We start from the raw sequence: 23,479 nt of genomic DNA, 5'->3' as shown, positions 1-23,479 counted from the left end.
GAGATCCTCTACGAACTCCGCGACCACGCCTCGGGCCTGAACGCCGGCCGCTGGGACTACATCTTCTCCCTGATCAAGAACTTCCGTACCCGCGGCCCGCGCTTCGTCCTCCCGGACCGCGGCCAGGTGACCATGACCCAGCCGTTCATGCGTGCCTACACCGAACAGCTGGTCCGGGCCTGCCACAAGCGTGGTGCCATGGCCATCGGCGGCATGGCCGCAGCCGTTCCCAACCGCAAGGACCCGGAAGCCAACGCCAACGCCCTCGAGAAGGTACGTGCGGACAAGACCCGCGAGGCCAACGACGGGTTCGACGGTTCCTGGGTGGCCCACCCCGACCTGGTGCCCGTCTGCCGCGAAGTGTTCGACGGCGTCCTCGGCAGCAAGCCCAACCAGCTGGACCGGCTCCGCGAGGACGTCACCCCCGATGACCGCGCCCTGATCAACGTGGCCGCCACCACCGGCACCATCACCGAGCAGGGCATCCGGAACAACATCGAGGTGGGCATCCGCTACATCGAGTCCTGGCTCCGCGGCAACGGCGCTGTAGCCATCCACAACCTGATGGAGGACGCCGCCACCGCGGAGATCTCGCGGTCGCAGCTGTGGCAGTGGATCTTCGCCCGGGCCATCACGGACCAGGGCGAGATCATCAGCCACGAGTGGGTGGAAGAACTCCTGGACGAGGAATTCGCCCGGCTGGAGCGCTTCGACGGCGACCGCTTCGAGGACGCCCGCGACATCTTCGAGGAAGTCACGCTCAGCCGTGAGTTCCCGTCCTTCCTGACGCTCCCCGCCTATGCCCGCTACCTCACGGAAGCCCGCGAGAAGGCCACGGTCGAGGAGCTGGCAGCGGCCTGATCCACCACAACTTCCGTTTGCCGGGCCGGCACGCCCTCCGCAACAGGCCCCCCCGAAATCCGGGGCGCCTGCCCGGCGACGGAGCACCCCTCACACCCCCGCTCACTTGTTGCAGGAAAACCCGGAACGCCCGCTCACTTTCCCCAAGAAAGTGAGCGGGCGTTCCGCCGTTTGATGCAAGAGGTGAGCGGGCGTTCCGCCGTTTGATGCAAGAAGTGAGCGGGCGTTCCGCCGTTTGATGCAAGAAGTGAGCGGGCGTCGGGGTGGCGGAACGTCCGACGGCGGCCGACGCCTTAGCGCCCCTTCGGCACCTTCCGCACGGACAGGGTGGTGCTGGCGAAGAAGGTCAGCACGGAGGCCAGGATGACCAGCAGGGCCGGCGTCCACGAGCCGGACGTGTCGTGGACGAAGCCCACCAGCGGAGGGGCAACGGCAGCGAGGCAATAGCCAAGGCCCTGGACCGTTGCGGACATCCGGCCGGCCGAGGCTTGGTCGCGCGCCAGCTTGATCACGGCGATGAAGATCAGGGTGATGCCGCCGCCCTGGGCGATGCCGCCGGACGTGGACCACAGCCACCACAGCTGCGGCAGCACCAGGAGCCCTACGGGAACGGCCAGCCACAACGTCCCCAAGGTGACCGCCACCGCCGTCGTACTCATGTACTTGGCTGCAAACGGAACGCCGAGGCCGCCCACGATGGCCAGGATCTGGAAGATCGAGGACGCGGCACCGGCCTGCGCGGCATTCATCCCCAGTTCGTCGTGCAGGTAGCTGGGCAGCCAGGCGGTGACGCCGTAGTAGGAGAACGCCTGGCCGCCGAAGCCCGCGGTCAGCCCGAACGTCGTCCAGCCGGAACTGCGCGCCGTCGCCCGCTGCCCGTCCCCACCCGAGGCCTCATCCGGATCCGACACCAGGAATGCCGTGCGCGGCCCCACCGCCAGGACCCACACCACAATGGCGGCGACCGCAAGGACAGCGACGGCGGCGAGCGCAAGCCGCCACCCGGTGACCGCTGCCAGCGGAGCCATGGCCACCGAGGTCAGGAAGGACCCGATGTTCAATGCCGCCGTGTAGATCCCCATGGCGGTCCCCTGCCGGCGCGGTGCGAAATCGCGGCGGATGATCAGGGGCACCGCAATATTTCCCACCGTGATGGCCACCCCGATGAGCACGGTACCGGCCACCACCAGCACCGGGCCGCCCGCGGAACGGACCACCACGCCGGCAAGGACACCCAGGATGGTCAGCGTGACGGCGAACTCTGCCCCGAACCTCCGCGCCGCCAGAGAGGCCAATGGAGCAGCGAGCGAGAAGCAGAGCACCGGGATACTCGTCAGCAGCCCCAGCATGACCGGCGAGAAGTGCAGTTCCGCCTGCATGTGGTCCACCAGGGGCGCGACCGCCACGAAGGGGCCCCGCAGGTTCAGGGCCAGCAGGCCGATGCAGGCCAGCAGGATCCAGCTCTTGGGCACGCGGGAAAGGACGCCGGCGCTCACAGGGACAACATGGGGAATGGGCTTTGATTCATCACCCTCATTGCTATCACGCCGCGCGAGCCCGGAACTCCAGGCGACCACCTGCGCGGCCCTGCCATACGATGAACGTGACTGTGGACGACTGGACACCGCAAAGGACACCCATGACGCACCGGCTTGCCATCCTTGATGACTACCAGGACGTGGCCCACGGCTTCGCCGACTTCGCGGCCCTGGAGGCTGCGGGCGTCACCATCACCTCGTACCGGGAACCCTTCGCCTCCCGCGACGCCCTGGTCTCGGCGTTGGCAGGCACCACCATGGTGATCGCCATGCGCGAGCGGACCGCGTTCCCGCGTGAGGTGTTTGAGCAACTTCCCGCCCTGCAGCTGCTGGTGACCACCGGCATGGCCAACGCCTCGATCGACGTCGCGGCGGCGGCCGAGCACGGAGTTACCGTGTGCGGCACGCCCGGCTCACCCACTGCCGCCCCGGAGCTGACCTGGGCCTTGCTGCTGGCCATCGCACGGCACCTGCCGGCCGAGGACCACTCGCTGCGCGCCGGCGGCTGGCAGTCCACGGTGGGCTTCGAGCTGGCAGGGAAGACCCTTGGCATCGTGGGGCTGGGCAAGATCGGCCGCCGGGTAGCGGCGTACGGCCGGGCCTTCGGGATGGACGTGGTGGCGTGGAGCCCGAACCTGACGGCGGAGGCCGCGGCCGGCGCCGGCGGGCGCCTGGTCTCGAAGGCTGAACTGTTCACCCTCGCCGATGTCGCAACCCTCCACCTGCGGCTCTCCCCGCGCTCCGAAAACATCGTGGGCGAGGAGGAACTGCGGCTGCTCGGCCCCGAAGGCATCCTCGTGAACACGGCGCGGGGGCCCTTGGTTGACCAGGACGCACTCCTCAGGGCCCTCGCCGAGGGCTGGATCCGCGGCGCGGCCCTGGACGTCTTCGACCAGGAACCGCTGCCGGCCGGGCACCCACTCCTTGCCGCCCCCAACACGGTACTCTCGCCCCACCTGGGCTACGTCACGCAGGAAAGCTACCGGCAGTTCTACGGCGGAGCCGTGGAGGACATCACCGCCTGGCTGGCCGGCTCCCCCATCCGCACCATCACCGACTGAGCCGGAAGGCCCCCATGACCCACAGCATCCGCAGGGCAACAGCGGACGACGCCGGCCCGCTGGCCGAGCTGGCAGCGGTCACCTTTCCGCTTGCCTGCCCGCCGTCGTCGTCACCGTCCGACATCGCCGCGCACCTGGCCAACACGCTCAGCGAAGCACACTTCACGCGCTATCTCGCTGACCCGGACATCACCATCCTGGTCATCGATGCCGACGGCCCGCTCACCGGCTACAGCCTGCTGGTGGACCGGCCCGCCGCGGACCCGGACGTTTCCTCCGCGCTGACGCTGGTCCCGTCCGTGGAGATCAGCAAGTGCTACGTCCACCCTGACTACCACGGGTTGGGCGCCGCCGCCGAGCTCATGCACGCCAGCCTTGAGGCAGCCGCCGCAACCGGTGCGGCGGGCGCCTGGCTGGGCGTCAACAGCCAGAACGCCCGGGCCATCCGCTTCTATGGGAAGTCGGGTTTCCGCAAGGTGGGAACCAAGTCCTTCCGGCTGGGCAGCACGGTGGAACACGACTTCGTGCTGGAACGCCCCCTCCCTTAGGGGAGCCTGCGGGCGCCAAGGCCCGCCGCCGCCGCTTCCAACGGGTAGGCCAGCGGCGGCCGGGGCTCGGCCAGCAGCTTCAGTCCCGGCGGAAGGCCTTCAATGGTGCCGGTTGTTCCGGTGGCTTTGATGGTCACCCGGCTTCCGTCCAGCAGGACATTTTCGGCCCGGAACGTGCCCACCGTCTCCGGCAGGATCGGTGCCAGGTGCACCACCCCGCGGGTGAAGACGGGGTCGAACCGCAACAGGATCCGTGCCAGTTGCACGGGCGCCGCCGCGGCCCAGGCCTGCGGCGAGCACGCGGTGGGATACGGAACCGGGCCAGGGTATTCGCCACGGTCGAACCCGCAGAACAGCTCCGGCAGCCGCCCGTCGAAATGCCGGGCGGCGTCGAGGATCCCGGAGGCCACCCGCTTGGCCTCGTCCACGAACCCGTAGCGCATCAGCCCGGTGGCCACCAGTGCCGTGTCGTGGGGCCACACCGAGCCGTTGTGGTAGCTGACCGGATTGTAGGCGCCCATGTCGGACGCCAGCGTGCGGATGCCCCAGCCGGTGAACATCTGCGGGGACATCAGGTTCTCCATGACGGACACGGCTTTGTCTTCGTCCACGACGCCCGTCCAGAGGCAGTGGCCGATGTTCGAGGTCAGCGCATCGACGGGCCGTTTGTCCTTGTCCAGCGCCACCGCGTAGTAGCCCTTGTCCCTCAGCCAGAACTTCTTGTTGAACTCCTCTTTGAAGGCGGCTGCCTTGTCTGCCCAGTGCTTTTCGAGGGCGGAATCGCCGCTCCAGTGGGCCAGCAGGGACCTGCCAAGGTACGCGGAGTAGACATACGCCTGGACTTCACAGAGGGCGATCGGGGCTTCGGCGATGGTTCCGTCGGCGAAATTGATCCCGTCCCAGGAGTCCTTCCAGCCTTGGTTCACCAGGCCGTGGTCGTTGGGCCGGAGGTATTCCACGAAACCGTCGCCGTCCCGGTCGCCGTATTTTTCGATCCATTCCAGCGCCCGGTCGGCGTGTGGCAGCAGGGGCTGGATCGCGTCCCGGGAAAGGCCCCACCGGCTTAGCTCCCCCAGGGTGGAGACGAAAAGGGGGGTGGCGTCGGCGGTGCCGTAGTACGCCGTCCCTCCCAGGGACAGGCCGGCAGTGACGCCGAGCCGGACCTCATGCGGGATGCGGCCAGGTTCCTCTTCGGAATCCACGTCCACTTTCTTACCCTGGATCCCGGCCAAGGTTTGGAGCGTGCCCAAGGCGAGGTTGGGGTTGACCATCAGGCTCATGTAGGAGGTCAGCAGCGAATCCCGGCCGAACAGGGCCATGAACCAGGGCGCCCCGGCCGCCACCGCAGCCCGGTTGGGATGGTGGGCATCAAAGATGCGTAGGGCACCAAGGTCGCTCTGGCTCCGGTTGAGCACGTTCTGGAAGCTGGAGTCCTCGATGCTGATCCGCGGAACGCCTTCCTCCCAGTCCAGGTGCCGGCGAACCCCTTCCCGGTGGTGCGGAAGCCGCCCCTCCTTGAAGGGTTCCTCCGGCGCCTCACCGTTGACCAAGGGCACCACTATGACGCTGGTGCTCCATTTGCCCCGTGCCGGAACAGTGACATGGAACCGCAGCCCGTCCGTGCTGACCTCCGCCCCCCGTGCGCCGACGGCGGTCCCTCGTTGCTGGCCGTGCCGTGATGCTTCGATGACCAGTCTCCCGTCCGTGATGGCCCGGGTGGTATCGTCCAGGCCGCTGGTACGGCCGCCCTTTACTTCGAAGAGGTCTGCCTGGTCGGCGTCGACGAGCAGCTCGATCTCGCACTCCACCGGTTCGGCCGCATAGTTTTCGAGGGAAATGTCGTCCTGCAGCCCCGGGCCGATGTGGCGGACCTGGCGGACCACCAGGGGGCTGTCAAACCTGCCGCCGGGCCATTTGGCGCGGCCCACGAACGTGGCCTCGAATGGTTGCGGGCGTTGGGCTGACAATGGTTCGCGCAATGCGCCGTTGATCCTGAGCATCCAGCGCGAGATGATCCGCGTGTCCTGGAAGAAGGCTCCGTTGGTTCCGGCGTCAGGACTGATGTCGCCCGTGCCGGAGGAGATGCAGAACGACGATCCCTCCAAGACCGTGACCGATCCCGAATCGGATACTGCTGCCTCGTTGTCTTCGTTCCAGGCGGTCATGGAAAGGCTCCCTTCTCCGGCAGATGCCCCCTGGATCGGGAAGCATTCAGGCCCCCAATAAATTCTGGTGCACCCGGGGAACCTGCGGAACCCCTGAGGGCATCCTCCCTTCTATGAGTTCGGCGTAAAGCTCCAGGTGGTCGGCAACCATCCGGGCGGCGCTGAAGCGCTCTTCCACGGCTTGCCGGCACACAGCCCTGTCCAGCCCGGCCGCGGCCGTCACAAAGCCGGCCAGTTCCTCGGTTTTTCCCAGGAATCCCGTCCGGCCGTGCTCCACAATTTCCGGAGCCGCTCCGATGAGCGTCCCAATCACCGGGGTGCCGGTAGCGAGCGCCTCGATCATCACCAGGCCGAACGGTTCGGACCACTGGATAGGGTTCAGGAACGCCGTTGCACCGCCAACCAACCGGTATTTGGCGGCATCGTCCACTTCCCCGACGAAGTCCTCGTTGGGGCCCAGGATTGGTTCAATGACTTCCCGGAAAAAGCGGACCTCCTCCGGTTCGCGCATCTTGACCGCAATTTTGAGGTGCATTCCAACCTGCCTGGCGATGGTGATGGCCTCAAGGAGTCCCTTGTCCGGACACGAGCGGCCAACGAAACACAGGTAGCCCCCGCTGCCGGTCCCCACGGGCACGGCGGAGAGGTCCACCCCGTGGTGGATGATCCGGGTGACGGGAACAGCGGGGGCGTGCGACGCCTGGTCCTTGGAGATGGCGATCACGGCACCACGCCGGGCAACGGCGTGGTAGATATCCGCCGCTTGGGCGTGGATGGGCCCGTGGATGGTGGTGGCCACCGGGACCCCGGCCGGCCGGTGCAGGTAGAGGGGCCCCGCCATGGTGTGGTCGTGGATGATGTCGACGTCCTGCAGTCCCTCGTAAGCCCTGACAACATGGCTGAGTTCGCTGATGCTGGTGCCGAGTCCTTCGTACTCGGCGGCCCGCATCCCCGGAACGAGCCTAACCGGGCACGTACTCTCGAGCGGTGCCGCCAGCAGGACCTCGTGCCCGGCGGCGGCGAAGCCCCGGGCAAGGGCGTCCACCACCCTTTCCGTGCCTCCGTAGGTTGCCGGCGGGACCGGGATCCACGGCCCTGAGACAAGTCCAATCCGCATTCCTGGCCTCCCAGGTTACAGGCCGGGCTCCCCAGCAGGCCGGGCAAAATTACACCGGATGCGCTCTTGCACCCGATGAGTCTTCGATTCCGAGGGCCGCTGCATGACCACCTGATCCGACTATTGCCCACGACGGCCGCTGCCACAAGACCCAATGTGGCGGATCTCATGGCAGGTGCCGGAATGGCGGCCCCTGCCGGCCGGTTATGCAGGCCATGAAGATTGAGATCTGGTCCGACGTCGCCTGCCCGTGGTGCTTCATCGGCAAACGCCGCTTTGAGGCCGCCCTGGCATCCTTCCCGCACCGTGATTCTGTTGATGTGGTGTGGCGGAGCTACCAGCTGGATCCCGGGCTGCCGGAGCACTTCGATGGCACCGAACTGGAATACCTGAGCAGCCGCAAGGGGATGCCGGCCCAGCAGGTCTCGCAGATGTTCGAGCACGTGGCACAGCAGGCCAAGGACGAGGGCCTCAACTACCGCTTCGACAAGGTGGTGGTGGCCAACAGTTTCACGGCCCACCGGCTGATCCACCTCGCTGCCGTCCACGGCAAGCAGGATGCCGCCAAGGAGCGCCTCCTCAGCGACCATTTCGAGCACGGCAAAGACATTGGCAGCCGGGAATACCTGGCAGGACTGGGCCGGGAGCTTGGCTTGCCGGAGGACGAGGTGGACGAACTGTTCACCACGGACAAGTACTCGGACGCGGTGCGGTCCGATTTCCAGGAAGGCCAGTCCCTGGGCATCAGTGGTGTCCCCTTCTTTGTCATTGACCGCAAGTTCGGCCTGTCCGGCGCCCAGCCGGCGGAAACGTTCACGCGCGCGCTTAACCAGGCGTGGCAGGAAGCCAACCCGTTGGTGTTGGTCGATTCCGCGGAGGCCGGGGCCTGCGGTCCGGATGGCTGCGCAATCTAGCGCCGTTTACTGACACATCGCGGTAAAGTGTCTGTATGCCCAGGATTTCAGCGGCCAGCAACGCCGAACAACGCGCTGATACGCAGCGCCGTATCCTCACAGCCTTCGGCGAACTCCTTTTCACCCACGGCCTTCCCGGGTTGACCATGACGGACGTGGCCCGGCACGCAGGCGTGGGCCGGACCGCCGTCTACAACTACTACGCGGACATCGAGGAACTGTTGATTTCCTACGCGCTGGAGGAGACGGAGAAGTTCCTCTCGGACCTGCGCGATTCACTGGGCCGCCTGGAGAACCCGGTGGAGCGGCTGGCCCTCTACGTCCGCGCCCAGGTGGTTGACCTCAGCCGCCGCCACCTCCCGCCCGGACCGGCCATGGGGGCTGTGCTGTCGCCGTCGTCCTTCGCGAAACTCTCCGACCACGTCAGCGAGCTCAGAACCCTGCTGCAGGGCATCCTGCGTGACGGCATGGAGCAGGGCTACCTGCCGGTGGCGGACGTGGGGCAACAGTCCCAGCTGATCCTGGGCACGCTGTCCTCCAGCGCCGCCAGGGGCAGCGACGAGCCTGCCGAACTGGAAGCGCGCGTGGCCCGGACGGTGCGGTTCATCCAGCTGGGGGCGGGAGCAAGGTTCGACGACGAAGGGCGGCCCCTGCGCGTGGCCGGCCTTCCGGCGGCGGCCGGCTAAGCGGCGGCCGGCTGAGCCGTGGTCAGCGCGGCCGTGGTCAGCGCGCCGGCACGGCGGCCGGGGTTACCGGAAGCTTGTTGGCATCGGCAATGCGGCGGCTTTCCCTGGGGCAGCCCAGGGTCCCAGGGGTTTGGTCCACCACATCCGCCGGGACGAGCGCTGCGAAATCATGGGCCAGGATGACGTCCACGCTGGCGTCGGTCCTGCTGTCCTGGAAGTAGTCGGACCCCGGTACATTGCGCTGCACCGTGAAAGCGGCAGCCTGCCCGGCCGCGCCTGAGACCACTGCAGCAACGCCCCGGTAGCCGGCATTGACGTTCGACACATTGCCCACCGCGAACTTCCGCGCCAGGAATTCATCCGCCACGGAGCGGGCCAGGCCGGCCCGGGTGGTGGAGTTATAGACGTTCAGCCTGACCTTGTCGTTGGGCGTGTAGTCGAACACCGCAGTGGGGCATGAAGACACCGGCTTCTGGCTGGGCTCGGCCGTGGGAACCTTCAGCCGCCCGTTAATGATGGCGAGGGCAACGATGATGGCCGCGGCGATCATCCCAACCAGCAGGAACAGGACCACGCCGTGGAGCACGCGGCGGCGGACCCGGGCCGTTTCGTCGGCGTCCTTGGCCGCTTCCATCGCCGCCCGCAGCTCAGCGCCGGACACCACACGGTGGCCGTGCAGGACGCTGGGGTCCTTCGGCCGGCGGCTAGCCATCGAGCACCAGGACCCGGGCGTGGATCGCCGTGCGCTGGTGCAGTGCCGTACGGACCGCGCGGTGCAGGCCGTCCTCCAGGTAAAGGGTTCCCTGGTATTGCACCACGTGCGGGAACAAGTCACCGAAGAATGTGGAATCTTCGGCCAGCAAGGCCTCCAGGTCCAGCGTGCGCTTGGTGGTCACCAGTTCGTCCAGCCGGACCGGCCGCGGCGGCAGCGACGCCCACTGCTTCGGGGTGCTGTAACCATGGTCGGGGTAAGGGCGGCCCTCGCCCACAGCTTTGAATATCACCATGCAACAGTAGGCACCGCGCCGCCCCAGCGAAAGCATCAGGGCGGACCGGCGCCAGGTTGTAGCCAAACAGTGACCATCCGTCACATCGCCCCGTTCCACGGCAACGGGCCGGTTCCTGCTGACAGAATGGAGCCATGACCGCATCCGACTCCCCCGCCATGCCCGAGCCAGGAACCCGCCTGCCATCCACGCCCCCGCTGGCGCTGCTGCTGGATGTGGACGGACCCGTGGCAAGCCCGGTGACCCGCGACGTGAAGCCGGACATCATCCTTGACCTGGTGGCACTCGCGGCAGCCGGAATCCCCGTCATCTTCAACACCGGCCGCTCGGACGCGTTCATCCGCGAACAGGTCATGGAACCCATGATCGCCGCCGGGATCCCGGCGGGAACAGTCATCCACGCCGTGTGCGAGAAGGGCGCCGTCTGGTTCAGCTACACCTCCGCCGGGCCGGGCCCCATCCACGTGGACCGGGAACTCGCCGTGCCCGCAGCGTACGGCGACGACATCCGGCGCCTGGTGGCGGAGGATTACGCCGCCCACATGTTCTTTGACGAAACCAAACGCGCCATGGTCTCGGTGGAGCAGCACATCGACGTGCCCAGCGCCGAGTACCTGGCCGAGCAAAAGCTGTTCGACGCTGACGCCATGGAGCTCATGGGCAGGCACGGCCTGGGCGTTGTGCGGCTGGACCACCATGCGCCCAATTCCGACGACGCAGTGGATTACCGGGTGGATCCCACCATCATCTCCACCGATATCGAGTCCGTGCGGCTGGGCAAGGACCTCGGCGCCAGCCGCGCGGCGGAACTGCTGGCTGCCCAGGGCATCACGCCCCAGGCTTGGCGGACGGTGGGCGATTCCCGGACCGACTACGCGATGGCCGACTGGCTGCACCACAACGACCACCCGGTCAAGCACGTTGACGTCCGGCCCGCGGACGGCGTGCCCGGCAAACCGTATCCGGTCCTCACGGCAGCGGACCTGGGACTGGACAGCACGGTGATCCACGACGACGCCGGCGGCGCTTTCCTGCGCGCCTGGCGGGAGGCGCTGGGCGCCTGAGCCCCTGCCGCCGCGGCCCGAAACCTGCTGTTACCACGGCAGGACTATCATGCAGGTAAGAAAGCTTACTTCGACCACCACGGAGACAACCATTACAGAAGCACCGGTCCAGGACGAGGTCTACTACGGCGGCCAGGCGTCCGTGGAGGAACAATTTCACGCGGAGATCACGTCGGCGGCGGCGGAACAAAGGCTCAGGCACCGCCCCGATGTCATCCGGCACAAGGGCCGCTACGCCCTGATCAACGACACCAGGACCCCCTACCAGGCCATGGTGGAAGATTTGCTGTTCCTGCGGAACGTCCTGGCAAACGCGGGCCTGGCCTACCTCCTGGTCCGCGGCAACAACGACCGCCCCGTGGTGGCGCTGGACTGGAAGAGCCGGAAGAAACTCCGCGCCGCCCTGGTGGAGGCGTGCAGGGACGAGCCCTTCTACTCCATGACCGTGGACGCCAAGAAGAAGACCTCCGTCCTGGTGGCGGACGGCGAACTGTCCTCCAACCGGCAGGCACGGATCTTCCGCCTGTACCGGCCGCGGGTGGAGCCGGTGGGCGGATTCGAGTTCGGCGCCTCCGCCGGCGTCCAGATCGAGCTGTGGTCCTTCGAAGGCGAAGAACTGATCCTCCCCATCGAGAACTCCCTGACCCGCAGGACCATGCTGCGGCAGGACGCCGTCCGCGGCACGGTGGAACGCTACGGCCACACCTGGCCCACCATCGAGAACATGTTCGCCGACCACGCCAGCGACATCAGCTTCGACATCGACCTGGTCTTTTCCTGGGTGGACGGAAGCTCTCCGGAATACATCGCGGCCCGCCGCGCGCAGCAGCAGGGCGTGGTCCTGGGCGAGGGCGACGACCATGAGGCCCGGTTCCGGCAGATCAACGAGCTCAAGTACGCGCTGCGCTCCGTGTACATGTTCGCCCCATGGATCCGCCGCATCTTCATCGCCACGGACTCCCCCGCTCCGGCCTGGCTGGCAGAGCACCCGTCCGTCACGATCGTCCGCAGCGAAGAGTTCTTTGCAGATCCCTCGGTGCTGCCCACGCACAATTCCCAGGCGGTCGAGTGCCAACTGCACCACATCGAAGGGTTGTCCGAACACTTCCTCTACTCCAATGACGACATGTTCTTTGGCCGGCCCGTAGGCCCGGACATGTTCTTCACACCCGGCGGCATCACCAAGTTCATTGAGGCAGAAACCAGGATCGGCCTGGGCGAGAACGCTGCCGAGCGCAGCGGGTTTGAGAACGCCGCCCGGGTCAACCGCAAGCTTCTCTGGAACCGGTTCGGGCGGATCACCACACGGCACCTGGAACACACTGCAGCTCCGCTGCGGCGCAGCCTCGTGGCCCAGATGGAGGAAGAATTCCCGGAAGAATTCCGGAAGACGGCGGCCAGCAGGTTCCGGGCAGCGGACAACATCTCCGTCACGAACTCGTTCTACCACTACTACGCCCTGCTGACAGGCCGAGCGGTCACGCAGACGGCCGCGAAGGTGCGCTACGTGGACACCACCATGCGGGCCGGGATCAACTACCTGCCCAAGCTGCTCGCCAAGCGCAACATGGACTTCTTCTGCCTGAACGACGGCAGTTTCCCCGAAGTCAGTGCCGACGAACGCGCAGAAGCCGTGACCGACTTCCTGGAAAAGTACTTCCCCATCAAGGCTCCCTGGGAAAAGTAAGTCCGGGCACGGGTGCCCGGACTTACCGGCGGCCGGCTCCGGAACCCGGCGCGCCTATTTGCTGCTGGCCACGCCCTTTTTGGTGCTGCGGCGCTGCTTGGCGGTTTCCGGAATCCGGACTCCGGCAGCTGCCAGGCGCCGGGCGGTTTCCTCGGGCGAGACGTATTCACCCACGGTGGCCGCGCGGCCCATCGGGACCACCGAGTGCACGATTGTGTGCTCGTATACGTGCACCAGGTTGAAGGCCTGTCCGCCGTCCTGCCCGCGGGTGCCTCCCACCGGAACGTTGAGGTCCTGCGTATAGCAGGATGCTGACGCGACCGAGACCGGAACACCGGCGAAGCTGGCCGTGGTGGAGTAGTGCAGGTGGCCGGCCAAGATGGTGCGGACGTCAGAGTTGCGGACCACCGCCGCCAGGGAGGCTTGGTCGCGCAGCTCCACCAGCACCGAAAGATCGAGTACCGACGGGACCGGCGGGTGGTGGAGTGCAAGGATGGTGCCGTCCGGGGCCGGCGTTTCGAGTTGCTGCGCCAGCCACTCCAGCTGTGCTGTGCTCAGCTCCCCGTGGTGGAATCCAGGGACGGTGGTGTCCAAGGTAATGACTCTCAACCCGTTGATGAAGTAGCTGTGGTCCACCGGCTCATCGGTGCCTGGCTGGTCCAGCAGGCCCCGGCGGAAGTTCGCACGGTCGTCATGGTTACCCATGGCCCAGATCACCTTGGCGCCAAGTTCCTCGCATGCAGGGTCAACGATGGCCCGCAGTTTCACATAGGCTTCGGGATCACCCTTGTCTGCGAGGTCGCCCGTGAAAATCACAGCCTCCGGCCGTGCACCGGACGCCTTGACTTCCTCGAAAAGCTGGATGAGGCGTGCTTCGCTGTCGACGGTTCCGTAGAGGGGTTCTGGACCTCCCAACAGGTGGGGATCGCTCAAGTGGAGTAGGAAGTGGCGTGGCCGGGGATGTTCGGCCTCGATGTGCTCCATTGCTACCTCTATGGTCGGTGGGAAGCCGTTCTTCCCTTGTACCCTTCAGTAATATTTATCCAATCAGACATTTGGCAAACTTGGGGTGAATCGCCGTAGCTGATGTGGAAAAAATCAAAAGAACTGCGCTTCTGCAGACTTAATTCGGCCTGCCCGGCGGATCAGCCCAGCGCTTCCTCGATCGCTTCGATGACCTTAGGCGCGTCCGGCTCCACGGTGGGGCCGAACCTGGCCGCCACTGTCCCGTCACGGCCCACCAGGAATTTTTCGAAATTCCACTTCACCGCTCCCGGCAGCAAACCGGTGCGGAACTTGGTCAGCTCGGAATACAGCAGGTGCTGGTTCCGGCCCCGGACGTCCGCCTTGGCTGTCAGCGGGAACGTCACGCCGAAGTTGCGCTCGCAGAATTCCGCGATTTCGCTGTCGGTGCCGGGCTCCTGGCCGGCGAACTGGTTGCACGGGACACCGAGGACCTCAAAGCCGCGGTCGCGGAATTTCCCGTAGAGTGCCTCGAGGCCGGCGTACTGGGGCGTGAAGCCGCAGTTGGAGGCGACATTGACCACCAGCACCACTTTTCCCTTGAACTGGCCGAAGTTCGTCCTGGTGCCATCGTTGAGGAGCAACGGGATCGGGTACAGGGGCGCCGGGCGCTGTGTTTGCGAAAGGAAGCTCATAAGGGCAATTCGTTGCCATCGGCTCCGTGTACGGGTCCGGCGTTGAAGAATTTTCCCGTCTAGGACGTCGTCGGGACCGGCGTGGGCTCCAGCGTTGTTGGACCGGGTGTGGGCTCGAGCGTTGTCGGGGCGGGTGCCGGCGCCACCGTCGTCTCAGGCGCCGTCGGGGCAGGAGCCGGCTCCACCGGTGCGGGTGCGGGTGCAGGCGTCGGCTCCGTGGCCGTCGGCGTCGGGGTCGGCTCACTCGGCATCGGCGTCGCGGCAGGTTCGGGCGTCGGCGTCGGTTCACTCGGCGTCGGGCTCGGGTCCGGAGGCGCGGGTGTCGGCGTCGGGCTCGGATCCGTGGGCGTGGGCGTCAGCGTCGGGCTCGGATCCGTGGGCGTGGGCGTCGGCGTCGGCGTTGGTGTCGGCTCACTGGGAGACGGGGACGGGGACGCCGTCGGGTTGCCGGCTGTCGGATCGGACGACGGCGGCGGGGCACTGGGCGAAGGCTGGGCAGACGCCGTTGGGGCCGGCGTCGTCAACTGCCCGTTGGACATTGGAAAGAAGGTACCGGACGGCGCCGGGCCAGGCAGCAGCGGCGCCGGACCAGGCGAAGCCTCCAGCCCGGCGGCCGGGGACGATCCCCTGTCCACCTGGAGCGGGATGGTCCAGCTGACCCTCCCGTCGGACAAGCCAGGCCCGGGGCCGTAGGAAACCATGCCGGCCGGGAGTGATTGGCCCACGGCGCGCAGCTGGAGGAAGCTCCAATTCAAGGGATTGGTGTAGCGGCCGTTCTGGATGGTCTCAAAGTGCAGATGGCAGCCCGTTGACCAGCCCGTGGTTCCCACCCGGGCGATAACCTGGCCCACCTGGACCCGGTCGCCGGTATGGACGCCAATCGACTCAAGGTGGTTGTACGTGGTGATAAGGCCGTCACCGTGGTCGATCTCCACCCGGTTGCCTCCGCCCCAAGGATGCCATCCGGCCGCCCGGACCACCCCGGTGTCGGCCGCATAGACGGGGGTTCCGCAAGCGGCCGCGAAGTCCTGGCCAAGGTGGAAGTCTCCCGAAGTCCCGCTGAGGGGACTCACCCGGAAACCGAAGGGCGAGCTCGGGTCGAGCACCTGGAGCGGCGCCATCAGGAAGCCTGCCGGCGGCCGGCCTACACCGGCCGGGCTTACCACTACTCCCGCCGACGAATCCTGGAAACCGCCCAGCGCTGCATGCGGGAAGGCCAAAGTGACATTGGGATCCGAGGCGACGGCCGGCGGAAGGGAACCGGCACCAACCTGGTCCGAGGCCGGCGGCCCGGTACTGCCATCCACCCCCCGGGTGTCCGTACCCGCGACCGTCCCGGCCGACGCCACGTCAACGGCAGTCCGGGCCCGGTCGAGCGCCCCTGCCAACCGGACGGGTCCTGCGGGGCCGCCGGAAAGATTGACTGCACAAGCGGCAGCCGCGACCATACCGGCGGCGGCCACGGCACGGACCAGGTGGGGAAATGTCCGCTGGGCCGGTTTGCCGTTACCGGGCACCCAATAATTGCCCATTGATTGACTCCAGGACGGGGGTTGCCGCGCGTTGTCTCGACGGTACGTCCCATGGGACCACAGGTCCGCCCGCCGGGGAACCCTGGAGCAGCACAATGCGGGTTTTTTGTGGGCGTTGGGTGCAGGGACGCGCCAGCCGGCCAAGCCGCCGACTGACGCACAGGCCGAAATGGGCAAGAATGGCTCATGCGCAATTTCGTTCGTACCTGGCGGGACGAAATCAAGAAGACTTTCTCCGGGAACGCCGATGCACCACCGGAGTGGTCGCTGCGGCTCGCGGAGGGCGACGATGCCGGCTACCACCTGCCAGGGTCGGCGGTGTGGGCGGTCCACGGCTCCATGTCCCCGATCGTGGGCGGAATCCGGACACTGCTGATGCAGTCGCTGCATCCCGGTGCACTGGCGGGCGTGCATGAACACTCCAACTTCCGCGAGGATCCCCTCCGACGGCTGGCCAATACCATCCGCTGGATTTTCACCGTGACCTACGGTTCCACTGCCGCCGCGGAGGAGGCCTCACGGCGCGTGCGCCGGCTCCATGAACCGGTGCAAGGCAGCTACCAGGACAATGCCGGCACCGAACGCGCCTACAGCGCCAACGATCCCGGGCTGGCGGCCTGGATCCACATCGCCTTCACTGACGGATTCCTGGCCGCCCACCGGATCTGGGGCGGACCGATCCCCGGCGGAGAAGATGCCTATGTCCGCGAGTGGGCCCAGGCCGGGCGGCTCATGGGCGTGGAGGACCCGCCAGTCACCCGGGCACAGATGCGGAGCCAGCTGGACGCCTGGTACGAGCAGGGCGAACTGCGGGCTGACGGCAGGGTCAGGGAAACGGTGGAGTTCATCCGCAACGCACCCCTGCATCCACTGCTGAGGCCGGGTTACCGCATATTGTTCGCGGCCGCCGTTTACAGCCTGGAGCCCCGGTACCGCCGGATGCTGGGCCTCTCCGTTCCACGGCTAGGCCCCTTCCCGCTTCCGGTGCGGCTGGCCACAAAGCTGGTGCTCGGCGTCGTACATCTCGCCCTGGGCGGCATCCGCAGGCGCAAGGGTCCCAGCGAAGCAGCAGCCCGGGAACGGCTGCGGCGCCTGGGCGAACCCGCCGCTGACCTGGCCTGAGAAACTGCCCGCCGTCCCGTTGGGAAGGCCTGGATGGTTAAACGAAAGAACCCGGCCCCGGCAGCTGCCGGGGCCGGGTTCCAACCGGCGGAGAATGGGGGATTTGAACCCCCGAGGGCGTTAACCCAACACGCGTTCCAGGCGTGCGCCATAGGCCGCTAGGCGAATTCTCCAACTGCTTCTGAATCAAAAGCAGGTACCAGATTACCTGAACTTTTCCGCATCGCCCAATTGGCCCGCGCAGGGCCCGTTTTCGAACGCGCCCGGCAAGACCTTCAGGTCCCGCCAGGCTCCGTCCCTGACCCGGCAATGGACGCCCCCAATGCGCCCATTCCCTGTTGCTGCACCGTTGAGCTGCCGGGTCCGGTTCGTTCAACCAGGCCACGCAGCTCACAATCTTGAGATTGCCCCAATCGGTGTATATACAAATGATCGTGGCTGCCCCGGGGATAAGCAATGGAAATCCGCGACGTGACCGGCGTTTCCTGCCTCGCGCCACCTACGTCACCGCGGCAGCCGGCCGATTCGAGTCGCGCCCCATGTTCAGGTAAAGTGTTTGACGGCCCCTCATGTGGCGTCATCCTGTTGAACTCCCCCAGGACCGGAAGGTAGCAAGGGTAAATGGGCTCTGGCGGGTGCATGGGGGGTCTTTACTATTCCCCCACAGGGCGGCAGGATGTCAGCCCGGATTGGTAGGGTTTTCTCTGTGACAGTTACCACCGCCCTGTACCGCAGATACCGTCCCGACTCGTTCGCTGACGTTATCGGGCAGGAGCATGTCACCGAACCGTTGATGACGGCTTTGCGCAAGAACCGTGTCAACCACGCCTACCTTTTCTCCGGTCCCAGGGGCTGCGGCAAAACCACCTCCGCCCGCATCCTGGCGCGCTGCCTCAACTGTGCCCAAGGCCCCACTGACACCCCGTGCGGAACCTGCCCCAGCTGTGTGGAACTGGCCCGTGGCGGCTCGGGTTCCCTTGATGTCATCGAGATCGACGCCGCGAGCCATGGCGGCGTGGACGATGCCCGGGACCTCCGTGAGCGCGCCACCTACGCCCCGGTCCGGGACCGCTACAAGATCTTCATCATCGACGAAGCCCACATGGTCACCTCGGCCGGGTTCAACGCCCTCCTGAAGATCGTCGAAGAGCCGCCGGAACACATCAAGTTCATCTTTGCCACCACGGAGCCGGACAAGGTCATCGGCACCATCCGCTCCCGGACCCACCACTACCCGTTCCGGCTGGTACCGCCCGAGCCGCTGATGGCTTACCTTGAGCTGCTGTGCCGCCAGGAGAATGTTCCGGTGGCTCCCGGCGTGCTGTCCCTGGTCATCCGGGCCGGCGGCGGATCCGTCCGCGACTCCCTGTCCGTCCTGGACCAGCTCATGGCAGGCGCCGGACCCAACGGGCTGGACTACGAGCTCGCCGTCGCACTCCTCGGCTACACCCACGCCTCACTGCTGGACGACGTCGTGGAGGCCGTGGCCGCATCTGACGCTGCAACGGTCTTCCGGGCCGTAGACCGGGTCATCCAAACGGGCCATGATCCCCGGCGGTTCGTGGAAGACCTGCTGGAACGCTTCCGCGACCTCATCATCGTCCAGGCCATGCCGGAAAGCGCGCACGCCATCCTGCGGGGCATGCCGGCGGACCAGATCGCACGGCTTCAGAACCAGGCGCACAACCTTGGCGCCGCAGAGCTGTCGCGGGCTGCGGACGTTACCAACACGGCCCTGACCGAGATGACAGGAGCCACGTCGCCGCGGCTGCACCTTGAACTCCTGTGCGCCCGGATCCTCCTGCCCAGCTCCGAGCAGAACGAACGCGGCATGGCCGCACGGATCGACCGGGTGGAGCGGCGGCTCAACTACGCCGGGAACGACGTCGGCGCTGCCGCAACGGCCCCGCCAACAGCCGCGCCGGCGCCTTCAGCGCCCGCACCGGCTGCCTCCGTCCCGGCACCAGCGGCACCCGTTCCGGCACCAGCCACCCCAGCCCAGCCGCAGGTGCCCGCCGGCCCGGCGTCACCCAGCCAACACCCTGCCGAAGAAGCCGCCCGGCCCGTTCCCCACCCCGGCCGGGATGCGGCGGACCAGCCATCGGATGCTTCGCCGGCGCCCGCCGTCCGCCCACAGGAAACCGAACAGGCCGCTCCCGCCCAGGCCGCATCGGCCACCCCTGCGGCGCCTGCTCCTTCCGCGGGACCGGCATCCCCTGCAGGTCCCGCTTCCGGGACCAGCCATGGCGCGCCCGCTCAGGATGCCCGCAACCCCCTCACTCCCCCACGCGTAAGCACCAGCGACTGGCCTGTGGAGGAGCCGGCCCGCGGCCGCCAACCCCAGGCGCCCGCTGCGGCAGCAGCCCCCGAGGCAACGCCTCCGGCGCCACAGGAGCAACCTGCACGGTCCGCCCCGGCAGCTCCCCCGGCAATGGGTGACGTTGAAGTCCTCCGCAGGGCCTGGCCTGATGTCCTGCAGACCCTTTCGAAGATCAAGCGCAGCACCTGGGCCCTGGTGGAACCGAATGCACAGGTCAGCGCCTTCGACGGCAGCGTCCTGACCCTCTCCTTCACCACGCCCGGACTCGCCGGAGCCTTCGGCCGGGCGGACCACTCCGACAATTTGCGCCAGGCCATCCACAAGACGGTTGGCATGGACCTGCAGATCAACGCGGTTGCCGGCGGCGCCAGCCAGGCGAGCTCTGAGCCAAACCCAAAAGTTCCGGCCAGCCCGGTGGTTCCGGCCACGTCAGCTGACGTTGCCTGGGGACTTGCTCCGGCCCCCGCCACATCATCGGCTGCCACGGCGGACAATGCTGCCGCAGCCACATCGGCTGCTGCACCAGTACCTGCACCTGCCGCATCGCCGGCACCGGCCGTAACCCCTGTGACTGCACCTGCCTCCGAGCCAGCGCAGGCTGCGTCGTCGCCGGCATCCGCCGCAGCCGCTCCGTCCGCTGGGGACAACCAGCGCCGGGAGCCTGCCCAGCCGGCATCTGAAGGCACCGGAGGCCCGGGCAAGGCGTCCGGCCCCGCAGTGTCGCAGTCCCCCTACCCCTCCGCCGCCGGAGACTACTCCTATTCGGACGACGACTGGGGCCCGCCCCGGGACGAGGACGCTCCGCCGCTGGATGAAGAGCCCCCCATGGACTGGGAACCTTCGGCCCCTGCTTCCGGCACCACCGCAACGCCTGCCTCCACCGCCGGCACTGACCGGCCCGGCGGCAGCAACCGCACGGAAGCCGCGCCTAAGGCGGGACCCGCTACCGCCCCTTCCGCCAATACCAGTAACGGAGAGGCCGCTCCTGCGGTAGCCGCCCACGACCCATGGGCCCGGGCCGTCGAACAGGCCCCCGGTGTCTGGGTGGTTGGGGACAAGAGCAACGTGGGCGCGCCGCCTGTCAGTGCTTCCGTGGACGAACCGGCGCCCCCGGCCGCTGCCCCGACCCCGCATTACGAACCGGCCACCGCACAGGTGCCGCCCGCTATCCCGGCCTCCGCAACCAGGGCCACGGCCGAGGCCGACCGGGGTGTGGGAGCGGTGAACGACAACAATCGTGCGGACTCCGTCCGGGAAACGTACAAGCCGGCCCAGGCCATGCCTGCTCCGGAACCTGAACTTGCCATGGCATCAGCCGGGCCCGCCACGTCTGCCCCGTCGCGGCCACAGGCTCCGGCGGCAGCGCCCTCCGCAGGACGGCCTGAAACGCGGCAAAGCCTCTACCAGCGGCTGTCCAACAGCCCGGAAGCCGAGGCCGGCCGTGCCAAAGCGCCCGCCAGGGCCGCAACGGCCCCCAGCGCGTACGTCCAGGACATCCCGAGCGCCGACGACGAAACCATCGAGGAGTCCGGCGTCTTCGGACGCGCTGCGGTGGAGCGTATTCTGGGCGGAAAGCTGATCGAGGAACGGTCCAACGACGGCAGTCCCCTAGCGCCCCGGTACTGACCGGCCACAACGCCACAAACCGTTGGTCCGCACCTGGTGACCTGCCCCCCATCCACATCGAACTAAAGAGGGAATTGTGTACGAAGGTGCTGTCCAGGAGCTGATTGACGAGCTCGGACGCCTTCCAGGGGTGGGACCCAAGTCGGCGCAACGGCTGGCGTTCCACATCCTCGAAGCCGATCCCCAGGACATGAAACGGCTGGTCGAGGCCATCACCACGGTCAAGGACAAGGTTAAGTTCTGCACTGTCTGCGGCAACGTCACCGAACAGGAACTCTGCAATATTTGCAGGGATCCGCGCAGGGACCCGGCCGTGATCTGCGTGGTGGAGGAGTCCAAGGACGTCCTTGCCGTGGAACGTACCCGGTCCTTCCGTGGCAGGTACCACGTACTTGGCGGTGCGATCAATCCCATTGCCGGCGTCGGACCGGAGCAACTTCGCATCCGCGAACTGCTCACGCGGCTGAACGACGGCGCCATCCAGGAAGTCATCATCGCCACAGACCCCAACCTGGAGGGCGAGGCGACGGCGACCTACCTTGCCCGCATGCTTAAGACGATCGGTATCACGGTCACCCGGCTGGCGTCCGGCCTGCCGGTGGGAGGCGATCTCGAATACGCGGACGAAGTCACTTTGGGCCGCGCCTTCGAAGGCCGTCGAAACGCCCTGGCCTGAGGGGCTGCCCGCCGGCCGCAATACCGGGCCCGGCCGGATTTTCCTGCAGTCGGACGACAGCCAGCCTGTCCAGGCGTTGTCCGGCCGGGCTGCCGCCTGCACGCCAGTCCCGTCGTGGGCCGGTATGTGGTCATAATTCAACGTCCCTCCGGGCACGGCGATAAACTGTCGGAGGAAGTCGCGCCGCCAGGCTTCATGGCCTCCAAAACTCCAACTGATCCGATGAAGGTACGCGCATGAGTACGCCCACTACCGAACTGCACAACGCAACCCAGCCGCAGGTGGCGCCCGCCGCCGGCGCGGTGACCAAACAGCTCATCGTGCAGAAATTCGGCGGCTCCTCCGTGGCGGACGCCGAGGGTATCAAGCGCGTGGCCAAGCGCGTGGTCGATGCCCAGGATGCCGGCAACGAGGTGGTGGTTGTCGTCTCGGCAATGGGTGACACGACGGATGAACTCCTGGACCTCGCCGCGCAGGTGACAGATTCCGCTCCCGCCCGCGAAATGGACATGCTCCTGTCCGCCGGCGAGCGCATTTCCATGGCGCTGCTGGCCATGGCCATCAACAAGCTCGGCGCGTCCGCACAGTCCTTCACCGGGTCCCAGGCCGGCATGATTACCGATGGCATTCACGGCAAAGCCCGGATTATCGACGTCGACCCGCACCGCATCCGGACTGCGCTGGACAAGGGCAACATCGCCATCGTTGCCGGTTTCCAGGGCATGAGCCGGGCCACCAACGAAATCACCACCTTGGGCCGTGGCGGCTCGGACACAACGGCTGTGGCACTTGCCGCGGCGCTCGAAGCGGATGTGTGCGAAATCTACACCGACGTCGACGGCATCTACACGGCCGATCCGCGCGTTGTCCCCTCAGCCCAGAAGATCGACACCATATCCAGCGAGGAGATGCTGGAACTCGCCGCCTCGGGCGCGAAAATCCTGCACCTTCGCTGCGTGGAATATGCCCGCCGGTTCGGTGTGCCGCTGCACGTCCGTTCCTCATTCAGCCAGCATGAAGGCACCTGGGTCATTCCCGGCGCCGACGACAAGATCACCACTCAAGAGGGAGTTGCCTTGGAGCAGCCAATCATCTCCGGCGTTGCGCACGACCGTTCCGAAGCGAAGGTCACCGTGGTCGGCGTTCCCGACATTCCGGGCAAGGCCGCTGCGATCTTCCAGGTCATCGCCGACGCCCACTCGAACATCGACATGATCGTCCAGAACGTTTCCACCCACGGCACGGGCAAGACGGACATCTCCTTCACCCTGCCGATCGTCGAGGGCGCCGACGCCCTGGCCGCCCTCCACGCAGCGCAGGACCAGATCGGCTTCGAGGCCATTGAATACAACGAGCAGATCGGCAAGCTCTCCCTGATCGGCGCCGGCATGCGGTCACACCCCGGCGTTTCGGCCACGTTCTTTAAGGCCCTGTCCGATGCCGGCATCAACATCAACATGATCTCCACCTCTGAAATCCGCATCTCGGTGGTAACCCACGCTGACCTGCTGGACGAGGCCGTGCGCGTGATCCACCAGGCGTTCGGCCTGGACAGCGAAAGCGAAGCGACAGTTTACGGCGGCACCGGCCGCTGAGCAGGCACAGAAAGGCCGGGCTGCCGTTACTTTGGTAACGGCAGCCCGGCTTTTTCGTATCAGGACTCCCGGTCCAGGTCTTCCCGGCGCACTGCGTAGTGGTGGCCCGTTGAATCGGTTTCCACCACGAAATGTGAAAGATCCTCTTCGGAGGCCTGCTCAAATTCGTCGTGTCGGTGCACCACGGGCGTGTCGGCATCCAGCCGGGTGGCAGGGCCGAAGAAGAAGCGGAGCCTCTCGGTCAGGCCCATGAAACCGCTGAGGACATGTGCCACTGTTTCCCACCCCCTTCCCGAACCTCG

The 23,479-nt window shown here is 66.9% G+C and carries 19 protein-coding genes, 1 tRNA gene, 1 other RNA gene and 2 pseudogenes; 13 read left to right on the top strand and 10 right to left on the bottom strand.

Going from position 1 to position 23,479, the window contains the following annotated elements; translation table 11 throughout:
- Window positions 1-861: pseudogene (locus C563_RS21510) on the top strand (malate synthase A); the annotation flags it as partial.
- Between the two features lie 293 nt (window positions 862-1,154).
- Here C563_RS21510 and C563_RS0116485 read toward each other — a convergent pair.
- Window positions 1,155-2,357, bottom strand: a complete 1,203-nt coding sequence (locus C563_RS0116485; RefSeq protein ID WP_018763174.1) for an MFS transporter — start codon at window positions 2,355-2,357, stop codon at window positions 1,155-1,157.
- 143 nt (window positions 2,358-2,500) lie between these two features.
- Here C563_RS0116485 and C563_RS0116480 point away from each other — a divergent pair, with 143 nt between their 5' ends.
- A complete protein-coding gene (locus C563_RS0116480; RefSeq protein WP_018763173.1) occupies window positions 2,501-3,460 on the top strand; it encodes a D-2-hydroxyacid dehydrogenase family protein in 960 nt (319 codons plus the stop codon).
- Between the two features lie 14 nt (window positions 3,461-3,474).
- Window positions 3,475-4,008, top strand: a complete 534-nt coding sequence (locus tag C563_RS0116475; RefSeq protein ID WP_018763172.1) for a GNAT family N-acetyltransferase — start codon at window positions 3,475-3,477, stop codon at window positions 4,006-4,008.
- Here C563_RS0116475 and C563_RS0116470 read toward each other — a convergent pair.
- Window positions 4,005-6,173 carry an amylo-alpha-1,6-glucosidase gene (locus C563_RS0116470; RefSeq protein ID WP_018763171.1) on the bottom strand — a complete coding sequence of 723 codons (2,169 nt, stop codon included), beginning with the start codon at window positions 6,171-6,173 and terminating at the stop codon, window positions 4,005-4,007. The two genes, C563_RS0116475 and C563_RS0116470, sit on opposite strands and share 4 nt — an antisense overlap.
- A 46-nt stretch (window positions 6,174-6,219) precedes the next feature.
- Window positions 6,220-7,290 (bottom strand): glycosyltransferase family 4 protein, encoded by a 1,071-nt coding sequence (locus tag C563_RS0116465; RefSeq protein ID WP_018763170.1) that lies wholly within the window; start codon window positions 7,288-7,290, stop codon window positions 6,220-6,222.
- 215 nt (window positions 7,291-7,505) lie between these two features.
- Here C563_RS0116465 and C563_RS0116460 point away from each other — a divergent pair, with 215 nt between their 5' ends.
- Window positions 7,506-8,204, top strand: coding sequence for a DsbA family oxidoreductase (locus tag C563_RS0116460; RefSeq protein WP_026264988.1), 699 nt, complete (start codon window positions 7,506-7,508; stop codon window positions 8,202-8,204).
- 35 nt (window positions 8,205-8,239) lie between these two features.
- A complete protein-coding gene (locus tag C563_RS0116455) occupies window positions 8,240-8,890 on the top strand; it encodes a TetR/AcrR family transcriptional regulator (protein WP_018763168.1) in 651 nt (216 codons plus the stop codon).
- Between the two features lie 37 nt (window positions 8,891-8,927).
- Here C563_RS0116455 and C563_RS0116450 read toward each other — a convergent pair whose 3' ends face one another.
- Together C563_RS0116450 and C563_RS0116445 are read right to left on the bottom strand one after the other, a co-directional pair.
- Window positions 8,928-9,602, bottom strand: coding sequence for a LytR C-terminal domain-containing protein (locus tag C563_RS0116450; RefSeq protein WP_026264987.1), 675 nt, complete (start codon window positions 9,600-9,602; stop codon window positions 8,928-8,930).
- Window positions 9,595-9,894, bottom strand: coding sequence for a type II toxin-antitoxin system VapB family antitoxin (locus C563_RS0116445; protein ID WP_026264985.1), 300 nt, complete (start codon window positions 9,892-9,894; stop codon window positions 9,595-9,597). Before C563_RS0116445 ends, C563_RS0116450 begins: the two co-directional genes overlap by 8 nt.
- Window positions 9,895-10,031: 137 nt before the next feature.
- Between C563_RS0116445 and C563_RS0116440 the strand changes: the two genes are divergently transcribed.
- Together C563_RS0116440 and C563_RS0116435 are read left to right on the top strand one after the other, a co-directional pair.
- Window positions 10,032-10,961 carry a hypothetical protein gene (locus C563_RS0116440; protein ID WP_018763165.1) on the top strand — a complete coding sequence of 310 codons (930 nt, stop codon included), beginning with the start codon at window positions 10,032-10,034 and terminating at the stop codon, window positions 10,959-10,961.
- Between the two features lie 49 nt (window positions 10,962-11,010).
- Window positions 11,011-12,648: a stealth family protein gene (locus C563_RS0116435; protein WP_018763164.1), complete on the top strand. Its 1,638-nt coding sequence runs from the start codon at window positions 11,011-11,013 to the stop codon at window positions 12,646-12,648.
- A 54-nt stretch (window positions 12,649-12,702) separates the two neighbouring features.
- On the opposite strand, the gene C563_RS0116430 is transcribed toward C563_RS0116435, so the two are convergent.
- Window positions 12,703-13,632, bottom strand: coding sequence for a phosphodiesterase (locus C563_RS0116430; RefSeq protein WP_018763163.1), 930 nt, complete (start codon window positions 13,630-13,632; stop codon window positions 12,703-12,705).
- 161 nt (window positions 13,633-13,793) lie between these two features.
- Window positions 13,794-14,306, bottom strand: coding sequence for a glutathione peroxidase (locus tag C563_RS0116425; protein ID WP_018763162.1), 513 nt, complete (start codon window positions 14,304-14,306; stop codon window positions 13,794-13,796).
- Window positions 14,307-14,414: 108 nt separating this feature from the next.
- Between C563_RS0116425 and C563_RS22835 the strand changes: the two genes are divergently transcribed.
- A complete protein-coding gene (locus tag C563_RS22835) occupies window positions 14,415-14,999 on the top strand; it encodes a hypothetical protein (RefSeq protein ID WP_231369912.1) in 585 nt (194 codons plus the stop codon).
- A 74-nt stretch (window positions 15,000-15,073) separates the two neighbouring features.
- Here the strand turns inward: C563_RS22835 and C563_RS22830 are convergent.
- Window positions 15,074-15,427, bottom strand: a pseudogene (locus C563_RS22830) (M23 family metallopeptidase); the annotation flags it as partial.
- A 597-nt stretch (window positions 15,428-16,024) separates the two neighbouring features.
- Here C563_RS22830 and C563_RS0116415 point away from each other — a divergent pair.
- Window positions 16,025-16,960, top strand: a complete 936-nt coding sequence (locus C563_RS0116415) for an oxygenase MpaB family protein (RefSeq protein WP_018763160.1) — start codon at window positions 16,025-16,027, stop codon at window positions 16,958-16,960.
- Between the two features lie 88 nt (window positions 16,961-17,048).
- Here C563_RS0116415 and C563_RS0116410 read toward each other — a convergent pair.
- A tRNA-Ser gene (locus tag C563_RS0116410) sits at window positions 17,049-17,133 on the bottom strand.
- A 385-nt stretch (window positions 17,134-17,518) separates the two neighbouring features.
- Between C563_RS0116410 and ffs the strand changes: the two genes are divergently transcribed.
- From ffs to C563_RS0116395, 4 genes are all read left to right on the top strand, one after another.
- An RNA gene (gene ffs / locus C563_RS22270) (signal recognition particle sRNA small type) lies at window positions 17,519-17,615 on the top strand.
- Window positions 17,616-17,636: 21 nt separating this feature from the next.
- The gene (locus tag C563_RS0116405; RefSeq protein WP_081624196.1) at window positions 17,637-20,906 is read left to right on the top strand and encodes a DNA polymerase III subunit gamma and tau; all 3,270 of its coding nucleotides are present in this window, start codon (window positions 17,637-17,639) and stop codon (window positions 20,904-20,906) included.
- 76 nt (window positions 20,907-20,982) lie between these two features.
- Window positions 20,983-21,582: a recombination mediator RecR gene (gene recR, locus C563_RS0116400; protein ID WP_018763158.1), complete on the top strand. Its 600-nt coding sequence runs from the start codon at window positions 20,983-20,985 to the stop codon at window positions 21,580-21,582.
- A gap of 236 nt (window positions 21,583-21,818) precedes the next feature.
- On the top strand, window positions 21,819-23,177 hold the full coding sequence (locus C563_RS0116395) for an aspartate kinase (RefSeq protein WP_018763157.1): 1,359 nt from the start codon (window positions 21,819-21,821) through the stop codon (window positions 23,175-23,177).
- A gap of 59 nt (window positions 23,178-23,236) precedes the next feature.
- On the opposite strand, the gene C563_RS0116390 is transcribed toward C563_RS0116395, so the two are convergent.
- Window positions 23,237-23,452, bottom strand: a complete 216-nt coding sequence (locus tag C563_RS0116390; protein WP_018763156.1) for a hypothetical protein — start codon at window positions 23,450-23,452, stop codon at window positions 23,237-23,239.
- Window positions 23,453-23,479: the final 27 nt, after the last annotated feature.

Origin of the sequence: Arthrobacter sp. 135MFCol5.1 (assembly GCF_000374865.1) — a bacterium.
GTDB lineage: Bacteria > Actinomycetota > Actinomycetes > Actinomycetales > Micrococcaceae > Arthrobacter.
This window is presented reverse-complemented; position numbering and strand designations above follow the sequence as displayed.